Consider the following 14,088-nt stretch of genomic DNA (forward strand, 5'->3'; position numbering starts at 1 on the left):
GCGCAGAACGGCAGTCGTCGTCACTTCGGGGTGACCACCTTGTAGTTCTTCGGCACCTGGGCGTCGGGCCTGCGCAGGTAGAGCGGCTGCGGCGGCAGCAGCTCCACACCCGCGGCGAGCCGCTCGGCGGCGAGGGCGGCCAGCGCTCCGGCGCTGACGTGCTCGGGCTCCCGGGCGTCCGGGAACGCCTCGGGGTAGAGCACCGCGCCCGCGCCGACGACGGGCAGTCCGGCGAGCTGCCCGGCGATGTCGGCGGGCCGGTCGACGGCGGGCTCCGTGACCCGGGTGCGCGCGTCGTCGTATCTCGCCCAGTAGACCTCCTTGCGGCGGGCGTCCGTCGCGACGGCGAACGGCCCCTCCAGCCCGGCCGTGCCCGCGGCGTACGCGAGACCGTCCAGGGTGCACAGCCCGTGCACCGGCACGGAGAGGGCGGAGCCGAAGGTCGCGGCGGTGACCAGACCGACCCGGAGCCCGGTGTACGGTCCGGGGCCGACGCCGACGACCACGTCCGTCACGGCGTCGAGTTTCACCCCGGCCTCGGCCAGGACCCGGTCGACGGCGGGCAGCAGCAGCTCCCCGTGCCTCCGGGCATCGACCTGACCGGACTCGGCGACGACGGAGGTCCCGTCGTGCAGGGCGACGGTGACGGCGGGGGTTGCGGTATCCAAGGCGAGCAAGAGCACGCAAACAGCCTACGGCTCCGCCGACGGGGGTACGGCGCCCCGTACGGCGTCCCGGTACGCCCGGCACCGGCTGCTACCGTCACCGTGCACACACGGGTACGACGTAAACGCTAAACGCTTGTACGACATACGGAAGCGAAAGGGGCGCGCACGGTGTCTAGGGGCAGCTCGGGAATCGTGGCCGGGCTCACTGCGGCGGCGCTGGTCGCCGTGGGCGTGCTGGCCTACCAGGCATCGGCGAACGCCCCCGACAGCCTCGCGGCCCCCAGGCCGAAGGCGTCCAGCAGCGCCGCCACCGAGCACGCGAAGCCGAAGGAGAAGTCGCGCCCTGCCGCCCTTCCCAAGGGCTCCGGCGCCGGGAAGCGGGTCGTGTACGCCCTGGAGGACCGCCGCGTGTGGCTCGTCGACGCGGACGGCAAGGTGGCCCGGACCTTCGAGGTCATGCCCAGCGCGCTGAGCCCGCTGCCCGGGCGCTACCAGGTGGGCACCCGCCAGGGCACTCCCACCAAGGGCTCGGACGGCGTGATGATCGAGCACGTGGTGCGGTTCGCGATGGTGGACAACGTGGCCGTCGGGTTCAGCGCGGCGGTGGACGGCTCGATGGAGAACCCGGACCCGACGCTGAAGACGGGCGGCGTGCGGATGTCCCGGGCCGACGGGGACGCCATGTGGCCCTTCGCGATGGTCAACACGAAGGTGGTCGTCGTCCCGTAGGACGCCCCTCCCGGCGGCTCACCCGGCCCGCCGGGTCACCCCGCCCGTCGTTCGAGGCCGGCCCCGGAACGGGGTACGGGAGCGGCGGCCGGGGCTTCGTCGTCCCGGTCCGCGGACGGTGGCGGCGTGGAGACCGCCGTGGCCGCGGCACAGGCCGCCAGCAGGTCTCTCATCGATGGCGGCGGCGGCACTTCACGTTCGGCGGACGTCGTCATGGATGCCTCCTGAGGCTCCGGTGGAAGGCGTGGTTAGGTAGACCTAACCCGCTCTCGTCATCCATGTGACCACGCCCGTGCCGCCCGGCGCAACAATTTGCCGACAGCCTGTCGGAATCCGGCCCCCGCCCAGGATCCGCCGCACACGGCCCGGAACTCGCGCAGCCCCGCCCAGGACCCGCCCGACACGGCCTAGAACTCGCGCGGCCCCGCCCAGGACCCGCCCGACACGGCCTGGAACTCGCGCAGCCCCGCCCAGCGCGCGCCGATCCCGATCAGCGTCACCTCGCGCCGCTCGTCGTCCGTGTCGCCGACCGCGCGGTCGATCACCACCTGGAGCCGGTCCTCGGACAGCTCCTCGACCTTGCCGTCGCCCCACTCCACGACCACCACCGACTCCGGCAGCGACACGTCGAGGTCCAGGTCCTCCATCTCGTCGAGCCCGCCGCCCAGGCGGTACGCGTCCACGTGGACCAGGGCCGGGCCGCCGGTCAGCGACGGGTGGACGCGGGCGATCACGAAGGTGGGAGAGGTGACCGCGCCGCGCACGCCGAGGCCCTCGCCCAGGCCCCGGGTCAGCGTCGTCTTCCCGGCGCCCAGCTCTCCGGTGAGCATCACGAGGTCGCCCGGGAGCAGGATCCCGGCGATCCGGCGGCCGAGCGCCCGCATCTGTTCGGGGGACTCGACGGCCAGGTTCAGGGTGACGGTGCCGGACGCGGCGCCCTCGGCGAGCTCAGTCGCCGGGCTGTTGTGCGGTGCTTCCATGTCCGCCAACGTTAGCCGCTGCCGGCACCGCTCCGACGCGTACCAGCAGGTCCGCCAGCCGGTCCGTGACCGTCTCGGGGTGCTCCAGCATCACCAGATGGCCGGCGTCCGGGACGATGACCAGCTCCGCGTCCGGGAGCTCGTCCGCGATGGCCTCGCTGTGCGAGCTGGGCGTCACCAGGTCCTTGTCACCCGCCAGGATCAGCACCGGGGCGTCGCGGAAGGCGGGCAGCGCGCCGCTCTTGTCGTGCTCGGTGAAGGCCGGGTAGAACTCGGCGACCACATCGATCGGGGTGGACTCGATGAGCCGCTCGGCGAACCGCTCGACCGCCGGATCGACGTCCCGCGAACCGAACGAGTACCGCTTGATCAGCCCGGCGAACAGATCGGCGGTCGCCCGGCGGCCCCGTTCCACCAGTTCGGCCTGGGAGCCGAGCGCCCTGAGCACCCCGGGCAGCACCCGGCGCACCGCGTTCACGCCCGCGACCGGCAGCCCGAAGCTGACCTCGCCGAGCTTCCCGCTCGATGTGCCGACGAAGGCGACGGCGGCGACCCGGTCCCGGATCAGCGCGGGAAACTGGTCGGCCAGCGCCATCATCGTCATGCCGCCCATCGAGTGCCCCACGAGCACCAGCCGCCCCTCGGGGGCCGCCGCGTCGATCACCGCCTTCAGGTCGCGGCCGAGTTGGTCGATGCCGACCGTCACGCCCTCCGCCTGGGCCCGGCCCCGCTCGGAGCGGCCGTGGCTGCGCTGGTCCCAGTGGACGGTGCGGACCAGGCCGCGCAGCGCCGCCCGCTGGAAGTGCCAGGAGTCCTGGCTGAGGCAGTAGCCGTGGCTGAAGACCACGGTGACCGGCGCGGGGGCCTTGCGGCCGAAGAGCCTGCGGCGGCGGGTGCCGGTACCCGTGGCGGTGCCGGAGCCGGTGGTGCCGCTGCCGCCGTCGATCCCCGCGGCGCCGTCCGGTTCGACCTCGTCGACCTCGTAGTACAGCTCGGTGCCGTCGTCCGCCGTGGCCCGGCCCGGCAGTCCGCGCAGCGAGCCGTACGGCCCGGTGGCGTCCAGCGCCAGCCTGGCCCTTCTGCGCATGCCCCGGCCGACGGTGAGCCGCTCGACCGCGACACCGGCCGCCGCCCCCGCCGCGATCACGCCTATGGCGGCGCCGGCGAAACCTGCCCGGCGCCAGCCGACCGCCGCAGCAGCCGTCGTCACAGCGTCCCCCGCACCGATCTCGCTCACCGTGCCGCGCTCCTCGTCGGTCGTATCAGTCAGGTCAGGGCCGGTCCGTTCCGGTCGTGATCCGATCGTGCCTGGTCAGCGGCGCCGGATCGGTCAGGACTCGGCCGGGGTGGCGTGCAGATGGACGCGCGGTACGCGGGTGCCGATCCGGGTGACGATCTCGTACGCGATCGTGTCGGCGGCCTGCGCCCAGTCCTCGGCGGTCGGCTCGCCCCGGTCCCCCGGGCCGAAGAGCACCGCCTCGCTGCCCACCTCGATCTCGTCGCCGTCGAGATCGACGACGAACTGGTCCATGGCCACCCGGCCGGCGATCCGCCGGGTGACGCCACCGACCAGGACCGGCGCCCGGCCGGAGGCGTGGCGCGGGATGCCGTCCGCGTAGCCGACCGGCACCAGGCCCAGGGTCGTCTCGGCGCGGGTCGTGTAGTGGTGTCCGTAGCTGATCCCGTGACCGGCAGGCACCTGCTTGACCAGGGCGACCGACGCGACGAGCCGCATGACCGGACGGAGCCCGAAGTCGGCCGGGGTGCCCAGCTCGGGGCTGGGCGAGATGCCGTACATCGCGATGCCGGTCCGCACCAGGTCGAAGTGGGCCTCGGGGATCGTCAGCGTCGCCGGGGAGTTCGCCATGTGACGCACCTCGGGTTCGACGCCCGCCTTCTCGGCGTGCTCCAGCATGTCCCGGAACACGGCCAGCTGGGCGGCGATGGAGGGGTGGCCGGGCTCGTCGGCGCAGGCGAAGTGGGACCACAGGCCGGTGATCCGGACAGTGCCCGCGTCCTCGGCGGCGCGGGCGGCGGCGACCAGCTCCGGCCAGTCGGCGGGCTGGCAGCCGTTGCGTCCGAGGCCGGTGTCGGCCTTGAGCTGGATCCGGGCCGGGACGCCCGCCTCCGCGGCCGCGGCGACGACCTCGCGCAGCGCCCACATCCCGCTCACCGACACGTCGATGTCGGCCTCGATCGCCTCGCGCCAGGGGCCGCCCGGGGTCCACAGCCAGCACATCACCCGGCCGCCGAGTCCGGCGGCCCGCAGGGCGAGCGCCTCCTGCGGGGTCGCGGTGCCCAGCCAGGTCGCCCCGGCCTCCAGCGCGGCGCGGGCGCAGGGCACCGCCCCGTGCCCGTACGCGTCGGACTTGACGACGGCCATGAGTTGCGCACCCGCCGCCCGCGCGCGCAGCACACGCACGTTGGCGCGCAGTGCGGCGAGGTCGATCTCGGCACGGGCTCTCAAGGACGCTGTCTCGTTCATCGCGCCCAGTCTCTCAGAGGCGCCCGGCAGGGCCCTCGGGTGACCTCTGACCGGGCGGCCACGCCCTGGCACGCACGCTTTCCGGTCGAAGGCCACCCGAGAGGCTCTCAGTGATGGCGCAGCTCGTGTTCCAGGTGCTCGACGATGACCGGGACATGGCTGTGGGGTACGTCCTTGACCGCCGTGATCAGTGTCACCGGGCCGCCCTCCTCGACGAGTTCGACCAGCTCCCGCACGGCCGCCGTGTGGACGGGGTCGGTCAGTTCGGCGCGGTAGCGGTCGACGAACTCGTCGTAGCGGGTGGCGGTGCGGTCCTCGTGGTACCAGTCGCGGAGCTCGTTCGACGGGGTGATGTCCTTGAGCCACTTGTCGATCGCGGCCTTCTCCTTGGACTCGCCGCGTGGCCAGAGCCGGTCGACGAGGACGCGGGTGCCGTCGGCGTCCTCCTTCGGCTCGTACACCCGGCGTACGCGTACGTCGCTGCTGCCCACGGTCGGCCCTCCTGTCACCCGACAGCCTCCGAGGTCGGTGCTGCCTGCGCCCAGGATCACTCAGGCCCGTACGTCCCGCCACGCCGCCGGGATCGACTCCGCGACGTCCTGCGCGGCGACCGGCGAGCCGTCGGAGGCGTGGCGGGCGGCGAGTCCGTGCAGATGGGCACCGGCCGACGCGGCGTCGCGCGGGGCGAGGCCCGCGGCGAGCAGGGAGCCGGTCAGCCCGGAGAGCACGTCGCCGCTGCCGGCCGTGGCCAGCCAGGAGGTGCCGGTCGGGTTGACCCGTACGGGGGTGTCCGGGTCGTCGGTGGCGATCAGGGTCGTCGACCCCTTGAGCAGCACGGTGGCCCGGTAGCGGGCGGCCAGCTCCCGTACGGCGGCGAGCCGCCCCGCCTCGACCTCCTCGCGCGGGACGCCGAGCAGGGCGGCGGCCTCACCGGCGTGCGGGGTGAGGACGGTCGGCGCGGTGCGCTCGCGCACGGCACCGGCGTCGAGCAGCCGCAGCCCGTCCGCGTCCACCAGCACCGCGACCTCCGCCGCCAGCACGTCCCGGACCGCCTCGGCGGCCTCCGCGCCGTCACCGAGGCCGGGCCCGACGACCCACGCCTGCACCCGCCCCGCCTTCGACGGCGGCCCCGCGTGGACCAGCGTCTCCGGATGGCGGGCGATCACCGCACCGGCGCCCGGCCCGACGTACCGCACGGCCCCCGCGCCGCCCCGCAGCGCCCCGGAGACGGCCAGCACCGCCGCCCCCGGGTAGCGCGCGGACCCGGCGACGACGCCGACGACCCCGCGCCGGTACTTGTCGCTCTCCGCTCCGGGGACCGGCAGCAGCGCGGCGACATCCGCGTACTGGAGCACCTCCAGCTCGGGCACGCCGGGCAGTTCGGGTCCGAGCCCGATGTCGACGAGGTGCAGCGCGCCCGCCCGTTCGGCGGCCGGGTCGATGAGCAGGCCCGGCTTGTACGTGCCGAACGTCACGGTCGCGTCGGCGCGCACCGCCTCCCCAAGCACCTCGCCGGTGTCGGCCTCGACCCCGCTGGGCAGGTCGACGGCGATCAGCGGCGCACCGGTCGACGCGAAGACCCGCACCAGCTCGGCGGCGTCCGGCCGCAGCCCGCCGCGGCCGCCGATGCCGGTGATCCCGTCGACGACGAGATCGATGTGGCCGTCCCAGGTGTCCGCGCCCTCCGCGGTCCGCCCGGACCCCGCGACCCGGTCGGCCTCCGCGATCCGCCCGCCGGCCGCGAGCAGGGCTGCCAGGCCGCCCTCGTGGGCGCGGCCCGGCGCGGTGAGCACGGCGCGCACTCCGGCGCCGCGACGGGCCAGCCGGGCGCCCGCGTACAGCGCGTCGCCCCCGTTGTCGCCGCTGCCGACGAGGAGGACGACCCGTGAGCCGTAGACCCGGCCGCGCCGCCGCAGCACGTCGGCGCAGGCCGCCGCGAGTCCGGCGGCGGCGCGCTGCATCAGCGCGCCCTCGGGGAGCCGGGCCATCAGGGCCCGTTCGGCGGCCCGTACGGTCCGGACGCTGTAGGCGGTACGCATGTGCTCAACCCTCCGCGATCACCACGGCCGACGCCACCCCCGCGTCATGGCTGAGCGATACGTGCCAGTGCCGTACGCCCAGCGCGGCGGCGCGGGCGGCGACGGTGCCGCGGACCCGCAGCCGGGGCTGCCCGCTGTCCTCGACGTACACCTCGGCGTCCGTCCAGAGCAGTCCGCCGGGCGCGCCGAGCGCCTTCGCGAGGGCCTCCTTCGCGGCGAACCTGGCGGCGAGCGAGGCGGCGCCCCGCCGCTCACCGCTGGGCAGCAGCAACTCCTTTTCCATGAAGAGCCGTTCGGCCAGCTGCGGCGTACGCTCCAGCGCCGCGTCGAACCGTTCGATCTCGGCCACGTCGATCCCGACCCCGATGATCACGCGTGTTCCCTCATCCCTCGCTACTCCACGGTCACGGACTTCGCCAGATTGCGCGGCTGGTCCACGTCGTTGCCGCGGGCCGTGGCCAGTTCGCAGGCGAAGACCTGGAGCGGCACCGTCGACACCAGCGGCTGGAGCAGCGTAGGCGTAATGGGGATCCGGATCAGGTGGTCGGCGTACGGGACGACCGCCTCGTCGCCCTCCTCGGCGATGACGATGGTGCGGGCGCCGCGGGCCCTGATCTCCTGGATGTTCGACACGACCTTGTCGTGCAGCAGCGACCGGCCACGCGGTGACGGCACCACCACGACGACCGGGAGACCGTCCTCGATGAGCGCGATCGGGCCGTGCTTGAGCTCACCGGCGGCGAAGCCCTCGGCGTGCATGTACGCGAGCTCCTTGAGCTTCAACGCGCCTTCCAGGGCCACGGGGTAGCCGACATGGCGGCCGAGGAACAGCACGGTGTCGTGACCGGCGAGGGAGCGGGCGAGTTCGCGCACCGGCTCCATGGTCTCCAGGACCTGTTCGACCGCGCCGGAGATCTCGGAGAGCTGGCGGATGACGGTGCGGATCTCGTCGCCCCACTTCGTGCCCCGGATCTGTCCGAGGTACAGGGCTACGAGGTAGCAGGCGACCAGCTGGGTGAGGAATGCCTTGGTGGAGGCGACGGCGACCTCGGGCCCGGCGTGCGTGTAGAGCACGGCGTCGGACTCCCGGGGGATGGTGGAGCCGTTCGTGTTGCAGATGGCGAGGACCTTCGCGCCCTGTTCGCGGGCGTGCCGCAGGGCCATCAGGGTGTCCATCGTCTCGCCGGACTGCGAGATCGCGACGACCAGGGTGCGGTGGTCGAGGATCGGGTCGCGGTAGCGGAACTCGCTGGCCAGCTCGGTCTCGCAGGGGATGCGGGTCCAGTGCTCGATGGCGTACTTGGCGATCATCCCGGAGTGGAAGGCGGTGCCGCAGGCCACGATGACGACCTTGTCGATCTCCCGCAGCTCGTACGGCGGGATGCGGACCTCGTCGAGGCGGAGCGAGCCCGCGCCGTCGATCCGTCCGAGGAGGGTGTCGGCGACGGCCTTCGGCTGCTCGGCGATCTCCTTGAGCATGAAGTAGTCGTGGCCGCCCTTCTCGGCGGCACGGACGTCCCAGTCCACGTGGTACTTGCGGACCTCGGCGGGCCGGCCGTCGAAGTCGGTGACGGTGACGCCCTCCCGGCGCAGCTCGACCACCTGGTCCTGGCCCAGTTCGATCGCGGAGCGGGTGTGCGCGATGAACGCGGCGACGTCGGAGGCCAGGAACGACTCGCCCTCCCCCACCCCCACCACGAGCGGTGAGTTGCGCCGGGCGCCGACCACCGTGCCGGGCGCGTCCGCGTGCACGGCGACGAGGGTGAAGGCGCCCGCCAGCCGGCGGCAGACCTGCCGCATCGCCTCCGCCGGGTCGGCGCAGGAGGAATACGCCTCGGCGAGCAGATGGGCGACGACCTCGGTGTCCGTCTCGGAGGCCAGGTCGTGGCCGCGCTCGTCGAGTTCGGCGCGCAGCGCGGCGAAATTCTCGATGATCCCGTTGTGCACGACGGCGACCCGGCCCGCGTTGTCCAGGTGCGGGTGGGCGTTGGCGTCGGTGGGGGCGCCGTGGGTGGCCCAGCGGGTGTGCCCGATCCCGGTGGTCCCGGCCGGGAGCGGCGCCTCGACCAGCGCCTTCTCCAGATTGACGAGCTTTCCGGCCCGCTTCGTCGCGGCGAGGCCGCCGTCCGCGAGGACCGCGATGCCCGCCGAGTCGTAGCCCCGGTACTCAAGTCGCTTGAGCCCCGCGACGACGACGTCCTGCGCCGACTGCCCACCGACGTAACCGACGATTCCGCACATACCGTTCCCTTCCTGGTCACTCCCCCTTCTTCTCCGCATCGTCGCAGAAGGCGAACGGGGCGGCAGGGAAGGCGGCGTGGCGCGTGCGGCGGGCGGCCGGGCCCGGGACCCAGCCGCCCGATGGGGTCCACAGGCCCTGTCCCGGGTCCGTACCCGTTCCTACGCTCGAAGGCTCGCGGGAGAAGCACGGGGGCTGACCGAAGGGTGGGGCGGCATGACGGGAAGCGGCGGCCGGACGCGGTGGCGGACGGGCCGGTTCGGGAGGGGCGGGGGATGCGAGGGCCAGACCGCGATCGAGTACGTGGGCATCGGCGCCGTCGTCCTCGCCCTGATCCTGGCGATGCTGGTGGCGGGCCGGGCGTCCGGCGTGGGCGTCACCGTCGGCGGGCGGCTCTGCGAGGCGGTCGCCGCGATCGGCGCGGGCGAGGCGGGCGACTGTGCCGGGTCCGGTGCGGATGACAGCGGTCCGGGCGATGAGGGCGACGGCGGTGACGGCTCTTCTGACAACGATGTCGGCGATGCGGACGAATCGACTCCGACCGCGAGCGACTCGCCCGGCGGCGACGCCGAGGACGGCGAGGACGGCGAGGAGGACCCCTTCGAGCCGGACAAGTGCCTGCTGTCCTCGGACGACCGCAGGACGACCACCCGGATCCAGATCCTGTTCTTCAAGATCTCCAGCTCGGAGCAGGTGACGATCGAGCAGTGGTCGGACGGTTCGGTCACCCTCTCCCGGAACGTGGACGTCGGGGCCGGCGTCGAGGGCGGCGTCAGCGCCGGCATCGGCAAGCTCGGCAACTGGAGCGGCGAGGCCGAGCTCAGCGCGGGCTACAACTGGAGCTCGGGCAGCGGTGGCCAGTGGATCTTCAACGCACACAAGGAGGGCGCCTCGCTCCAGGAGGACCTGGAGCACAACGTCGAGGACGCCAAGAAGTACGCCAAGCTCCTCGCCAAGACCGACGAGTGCGGCAGCGACCCGGACCCCGAGGGGCAGATCGCCTGCTCGGCCGCGGCGTCCTGGTTCGTACCGGACCAGGACCCGGAGAAGGCGCCGGACGTGGACATCAGCAGGACCACCACGGAGGCGTCCGGCGAGGTGGGCTTCGGACTCTCCACCCACAAGGGCTCCGACGAGGACGACAACGTTGCCAATGTGGGCGCCTCCGGGTCGATGAGCGATGACGTGACCGTGCTCCGGGCCCAGTCCGGCGAGGACGCCGGAAAGATCACCTTCGTCTACACCTTCACGATGAGCGGGAAGCTGGAGGCGGACGCGGCGGGCAGGGTGGGCGCGTCGGGCGAGGGCACCCACATGCAGCAGGTGGCCGTCACCTACGACGCCGAGAAGTACGACAAGGAGGAGGACGACGGCAAGCCGCACCACCCGGAGAACATGGAGATCACCACGAGCCAGCAGGGCGGCGTCGTCGGCAAGGGCGATGGCTCCACGGAGGTCGAGGTCTCCGCGGGGAGCGGACTGACCCTCAGCGTGGAGGGCGGCGCGGGCAGTTCGACGTCCACGCTGCACACCGAGTCCGCCTCGGTGGACCTGGACACGGACGAGAAGAGCGCCGCCGTCGAGGACTGGCTGCGCGGTCGCGGCAAGCACCCGGCGAAGGGCACGCTCCCGTCGCCGCGCGACGCCGCGGAGCCGCTCGCCGCCGACGCGAGCCCCGTGCAGAAGCTGCTCCACGACAACGCCAAGGTCACCAGCCTCGACTACGACGTCAACAAGGACTGGTGGGACACCTCGCTCGCGATCGGCATCGGCGTCGCCGCCGGCTCGGTGAACCTCGGCTTCAAGCTGTTCGGCCTGTCGGTGGAGCACGAGGAGACCGAGCAGACGATCACCGGGAACCCGACGTACGCCGGAAGGCCCGAGGACGACGGCACGCGCCCCTGGAAGCCGTTCACCAAGTGCACGGACGTGAGGCCCGTGGAGAGCTGAGCGGTCCGGCCGCCACGCCGGCATCAGGGCACGTCCCGGTCCGGGGCGTGCCCCTGATGGCGTACGGGACCACCGGGGCGTGCCCGACGTCCGGGTTCGGGACGGGACAGATCCTGACGAGCGGTGCCCGGGGCGAAGCCGCCGCCGTCGACACCGAGGACGAGAAGCCCTGATCCTCGCGGGGCCGTGAACCGGGGGCGGTGTCCGCCGCGGGGAGCGGACACCGGACCCCGCCGACGGCGGTAGGCGGCCCCGGGTGCATCATGGCGTCGCCGCGGGCCGCCGCCGCCCGGCGCCGATTCCGTCCGGCCAGCCGAGAGGCCCGTGTCCGGCGCCGGAGGACCCGTCACACCACAGCAGCGCCCGCCGTGGGACCTCCGCTCCTCCCGGCCGCTCCCGGGCCCGCCTCCGCCCCGGCGCGGGATCTCGAACGGGGCCGCCGTCGCACTGGGACTGTCCTTCGGCGCGGTCCTCGTCGTACTCGTACCCCTGGGCCTGTTCGCCGCGGTCCTCCTCCTGCGCTTCGTGAACGTGCCCCCGGAGCCGGACGGCCCGCCGCTCGTCCTCGCGCACAGCCGGTTGCAGGGCACCTGGCAGGACGACGACGGCGGCCGGCTCGTCCTCGCGGCGGACGGCACCTTCAGCGCCACGGACATCTGCGGCGACTACACGGACGCCGTCACCGGCGACAGCTCCGGATTCGGCTTCCCCTCCACGATGAGCGGGACCGGCACCTGGGAGTCCGGCGTGTACGCGTCCCGGGACGGCGCGACGGAACTGTCCACCGAGTTCGCCCCCGGCCGGGTCGGTGGCCAACTGGTGGCCAGGGGGACGCCCGGATCGCCCCTCCTGTGGACCTACGTCGGCGACCCCGACGACGGAGAACTCTGCGTACTGAGGAAGGCGGACACCGAGCCGTGAACGCCGCCCCCGCCCCACCCCACGTGACCGAGCCCACCCCCCACTGCGGCGGAACTCCCGCGACAATGAACCCGTGATCACTTCGCCGCCACGGAGCACCCACCGACGCGCCGAGCACGCGGCGACGCCGTACGTCGATCTGTCCCGCGCCGAGTGGAGCGCCCTGCGCGACAAGACTCCGCTGCCGCTGACCGCCGACGAGGTGGAGCGGCTGCGCGGACTCGGGGACGTCATCGACCTCGACGAGGTCCGGGACGTCTACCTGCCGCTGTCCCGGCTCCTCAACCTCTACGTCCAGGCCACCTCGGGCCTGCGCGGCGCCCTGAACACCTTCCTCGGGGACGCGGGCAACGGCCACGGCGCGCAGCGTGGCACCCCGTTCGTCATAGGCGTCGCGGGCAGTGTCGCGGTCGGCAAGTCCACCACCGCGCGCATCCTCCAGGCCCTGCTGGCCCGCTGGCCCGAGCATCCGCGCGTCGAGCTGGTGACCACGGACGGGTTCCTGCTGCCGATGAAGGAGCTCCGGGCCCGCGGGCTGATGTCGCGCAAGGGGTTCCCCGAGTCGTACGACCGGCGTGCCCTGACCCGGTTCGTCGCCGACATCAAGGCCGGCAAGGACGAGGTGACCGCACCCGTCTACTCGCACCTGATCTACGACATCGTGCCGGACCAGCGGCTCACCGTACGCCGCCCCGACATCCTGATCGTCGAAGGGCTGAACGTGCTCCAGCCCGCGATGCCCGGCAGCGACGGCCGGACCAGGGTCGGTCTCGCCGACTACTTCGACTTCAGCGTGTACGTGGACGCGCGCACCGAGGACATCGAGACCTGGTACCTCAACCGCTTCCGCAAGCTGCGCGACACCGCGTTCCAGGACCCGTCCTCGTACTTCCGCAAGTACACCCAGGTCTCCGAGGAGGAGGCCATGCAGTACGCGGCGACGATGTGGCGGACCATCAACAAGCCCAATCTGGTGGAGAACGTCGCACCCACCCGGGGCCGTGCAACCCTGGTGCTGCGCAAGGGCCCGGACCACAAGGTCCAGCGGCTGTCCCTGCGCAAACTCTGAGCCTGCGAGCCCTCCGGGAGTCACCACGTGCTGCATCTGCGCCTGATCGTCCCCGCCGACCGCACGGACGAGGTGCTGCACCTGGTGGACAACACCCTCGGTACGACGCATCTCGTCGTGCTGACCGGGGCCGCCCGCGATCCGGCGGGCGACATGATCCTGTGCGATGTGGCCCGTGAGGCGGGCGACGGGCTGATCTCCGCGCTGCGCCGCCTCGGGATCGACAAGTCCGGTTCGATCACCGTCGAGAACATGGACCTGACGCTCTCCGCGCACGCCGACAGGGCCGAGGAGGACGCGCCGGGCGAGGGCGCGGACGCGGTGCTGTGGGAGGAGCTGACGGAGGCGACCCACGAGGAGTCGACGTTCAGCGTCACGTACGTGGCGTTCCTCACCGTCGCGACGATGCTCGCCGCCTGCGGTGTGATGCTCGACAACGCGATCCTGATCGTGGGCGCGATGGCGGTCGGCCCGGAGTTCGGCCCGCTGGCCGGGATCTCCACGGCCCTGGTGCAGCGGGCGCCACGGCTGGCGCTGCGTTCCCTGTACGCCCTGATCGGCGGCTTCGCCGTGGCGATGGTGCTGACGGCCGGGTTCGCCTGGCTGATGGACGCCTCCGGGCTGTTCACCCGCTCGATGATCGAGGCCGACCGCCCCAACACGGCGTTCATCTGGAAGCCGGACGCGATGTCGTTCGTGGTGGCGTTCCTGGCCGGGATCGCCGGAACGCTCTCGCTCACCTCGGCGAAGTCCGGGGCGCTGATCGGCGTGGCCATCTCGGTGACGACCGTGCCGGCCGCGGCCAACGCGGCGGTGGCGTTCAGCTACAGCGACTACCACCAGATGTCGGGCTCCACGACCCAGTTGCTGGCGAACCTGGGCGGAATCGTGGTCGCGGGAACGCTGACCCTGCTGGTCCAGAAGGCGCTGTGGGCCGCCCACCACCGCCGGACGGGCCCCACCACGGACCCGTCCGGCGATTGAGCGGCTTCGGCGCAGGCGGGACTG

14 protein-coding genes are annotated in these 14,088 nt (G+C 73.0%); 5 read left to right on the forward strand and 9 right to left on the reverse strand.

Translation table 11 applies throughout. The features are described 5' to 3' along the window. Positions 1–20: 20 nt before the first annotated feature. Positions 21–683, reverse strand: coding sequence for a tRNA (adenosine(37)-N6)-threonylcarbamoyltransferase complex dimerization subunit type 1 TsaB (tsaB, locus tag ABZ622_RS01500; protein ID WP_360539263.1), 663 nt, complete (start codon positions 681–683; stop codon positions 21–23). 177 nt (positions 684–860) lie between these two features. Here tsaB and ABZ622_RS01505 point away from each other — a divergent pair, with 177 nt between their 5' ends. Further along, a complete protein-coding gene (locus tag ABZ622_RS01505) occupies positions 861–1,397 on the forward strand; it encodes a L,D-transpeptidase (RefSeq protein ID WP_360540227.1) in 537 nt (178 codons plus the stop codon). A gap of 35 nt (positions 1,398–1,432) precedes the next feature. On the opposite strand, the gene ABZ622_RS01510 is transcribed toward ABZ622_RS01505, so the two are convergent. From ABZ622_RS01510 to glmS, 8 genes are all read right to left on the reverse strand, one after another. After that, positions 1,433–1,612: a hypothetical protein gene (locus tag ABZ622_RS01510; protein ID WP_360539265.1), complete on the reverse strand. Its 180-nt coding sequence runs from the start codon at positions 1,610–1,612 to the stop codon at positions 1,433–1,435. 192 nt (positions 1,613–1,804) lie between these two features. After that, the gene (gene tsaE, locus ABZ622_RS01515; protein WP_360539267.1) at positions 1,805–2,377 is read right to left on the reverse strand and encodes a tRNA (adenosine(37)-N6)-threonylcarbamoyltransferase complex ATPase subunit type 1 TsaE; all 573 of its coding nucleotides are present in this window, start codon (positions 2,375–2,377) and stop codon (positions 1,805–1,807) included. Further along, a complete protein-coding gene (locus tag ABZ622_RS01520) occupies positions 2,346–3,614 on the reverse strand; it encodes an alpha/beta hydrolase (RefSeq protein WP_360539269.1) in 1,269 nt (422 codons plus the stop codon). Before ABZ622_RS01520 ends, tsaE begins: the two co-directional genes overlap by 32 nt. 93 nt (positions 3,615–3,707) lie before the next feature. Continuing rightward, the gene (alr, locus tag ABZ622_RS01525) at positions 3,708–4,862 is read right to left on the reverse strand and encodes an alanine racemase (protein WP_360539271.1); all 1,155 of its coding nucleotides are present in this window, start codon (positions 4,860–4,862) and stop codon (positions 3,708–3,710) included. Between the two features lie 107 nt (positions 4,863–4,969). After that, positions 4,970–5,353 carry a DUF488 family protein gene (locus ABZ622_RS01530; RefSeq protein WP_360539273.1) on the reverse strand — a complete coding sequence of 128 codons (384 nt, stop codon included), beginning with the start codon at positions 5,351–5,353 and terminating at the stop codon, positions 4,970–4,972. Positions 5,354–5,413: 60 nt separating this feature from the next. Further along, complete coding sequence (locus ABZ622_RS01535) at positions 5,414–6,901, reverse strand: NAD(P)H-hydrate dehydratase (protein ID WP_360539275.1); 1,488 nt, start codon at positions 6,899–6,901, stop codon at positions 5,414–5,416. 4 nt (positions 6,902–6,905) lie between these two features. Next, the gene (locus ABZ622_RS01540; protein ID WP_360539277.1) at positions 6,906–7,274 is read right to left on the reverse strand and encodes a holo-ACP synthase; all 369 of its coding nucleotides are present in this window, start codon (positions 7,272–7,274) and stop codon (positions 6,906–6,908) included. Positions 7,275–7,294: 20 nt separating this feature from the next. Then, complete coding sequence (gene glmS, locus ABZ622_RS01545) at positions 7,295–9,142, reverse strand: glutamine--fructose-6-phosphate transaminase (isomerizing) (RefSeq protein ID WP_360539279.1); 1,848 nt, start codon at positions 9,140–9,142, stop codon at positions 7,295–7,297. A gap of 214 nt (positions 9,143–9,356) precedes the next feature. Here glmS and ABZ622_RS01550 point away from each other — a divergent pair, with 214 nt between their 5' ends. From ABZ622_RS01550 to ABZ622_RS01565, 4 genes are all read left to right on the forward strand, one after another. Next, positions 9,357–11,090, forward strand: a complete 1,734-nt coding sequence (locus tag ABZ622_RS01550) for a hypothetical protein (protein WP_360539281.1) — start codon at positions 9,357–9,359, stop codon at positions 11,088–11,090. A 324-nt stretch (positions 11,091–11,414) separates the two neighbouring features. Then, positions 11,415–12,011 carry a hypothetical protein gene (locus tag ABZ622_RS01555; protein WP_360539283.1) on the forward strand — a complete coding sequence of 199 codons (597 nt, stop codon included), beginning with the start codon at positions 11,415–11,417 and terminating at the stop codon, positions 12,009–12,011. Between the two features lie 73 nt (positions 12,012–12,084). After that, complete coding sequence (coaA, locus tag ABZ622_RS01560) at positions 12,085–13,080, forward strand: type I pantothenate kinase (protein ID WP_360539285.1); 996 nt, start codon at positions 12,085–12,087, stop codon at positions 13,078–13,080. 27 nt (positions 13,081–13,107) lie between these two features. Then, on the forward strand, positions 13,108–14,064 hold the full coding sequence (locus ABZ622_RS01565) for a DUF389 domain-containing protein (RefSeq protein ID WP_360539287.1): 957 nt from the start codon (positions 13,108–13,110) through the stop codon (positions 14,062–14,064). The last annotated feature ends 24 nt before the right edge of the window (positions 14,065–14,088 follow it).

Source organism: Streptomyces sp. NPDC007164, from assembly GCF_040634135.1.
In the GTDB taxonomy this organism is placed as follows: domain Bacteria; phylum Actinomycetota; class Actinomycetes; order Streptomycetales; family Streptomycetaceae; genus Streptomyces; species Streptomyces sanglieri.